General features: G+C 58.3%; 1 protein-coding gene. It reads right to left on the bottom strand.

Going from position 1 to position 1,025, the window contains the following annotated elements; all coding sequences use genetic code 11:
• On the bottom strand, positions 1-943 hold a 943-nt coding region (locus N5D30_RS26060), incomplete at its 3' end, for an IS481 family transposase (RefSeq protein WP_279911342.1).
• Positions 944-1,025: the final 82 nt, after the last annotated feature.

The following is a 1,025-nucleotide window of genomic DNA, read 5'->3' as shown; positions in this document are numbered from 1 at the left end:
TGTGTAAACCCAGTACGTTGTTCAGTGGCAATGGAGCCCGACTGATTGGTGGTTTGTAGTGGAGGCTGGCATGCGGTCTATGCCAGTTGTAGTGGTGCAGCCAGGTAGGCAAGTACCTGGCTCGTTGCTCGGAACTGTCATAGCTGCGTGCATAGGCCCACTCACGTAGGCTCGTCTGGATGAAACGTTCGGCCTTGCCGTTCGTGCGAGGTGTATAGGGTTTGGTGCGGATGTGTTTCAGCCCTAGCCGAGCGCATAAGCGCCGAAACGTATGAGAGCGGTAGCAGGCACCATTGTCTGTCATGACGCGTTTGAAGCGTATGCCCAACCCACGGTAGTAACGCAACGCCTGCAGCAAGGCTCGACAGGCGCTACTGCCGCGCTCATCTGGGTGCAGACTGGTAAAGGCCAGCCGGGACGCATCATCGATGGCCACATGCACGAACTCCCAACCGGCACCATCGGAGCCCTGCAGACGATCCCCCGTAACTCGGTGCCCTGGCCGCCAAAATCGGCCCAGTTTCTTGATGTCCAGGTGCAGGAGATCGCCGGCGTTGGGATATTCGTAGCGCACCACCACTGGAGCGGGCTCTAGCTCGGCCAATCGATGAAAGCCTGCTTGTTTGAGACGACGCGCAACGGTACTGACAGCCATACCGAGTATCTGGGCGATCTGACGATAGGTATGGCGAGATCGGCGTAGCTGTATCAATTGGGCGATCAGGTCGACTGCCGTCTCATGAGGGCATGAATGCGGACGTGACGAACGATCCATCAGGCCGACCTCACCTTCCTCACGAAAGCGCCTGAGCCACTTGTAGGCGGTGCGGACACTAACCCCTGCGGCTTGTGCCGCATCCTCGACACGTAGCCCATTGAGCATGCGTTGCACGAGAAGGGCTCGACCTCGAGGGGTAAGACGGGCATGTTTATGCAGGTTCATCCGGGGCTCCTGGAAGGCTGTGTTGGTCGCACTTCCAGAATTCCGGGAACGCCCCGGATGAACAACCTACTGAGAGATCACA

The sequence above is a fragment of the Pseudomonas sp. GD03875 genome, assembly GCF_029840585.1.
Lineage (GTDB): Bacteria > Pseudomonadota > Gammaproteobacteria > Pseudomonadales > Pseudomonadaceae > Aquipseudomonas > Aquipseudomonas paralcaligenes.
Note: the sequence above shows the minus strand (reverse complement) of the source record. Positions and strands in the feature narration are given on the sequence as shown.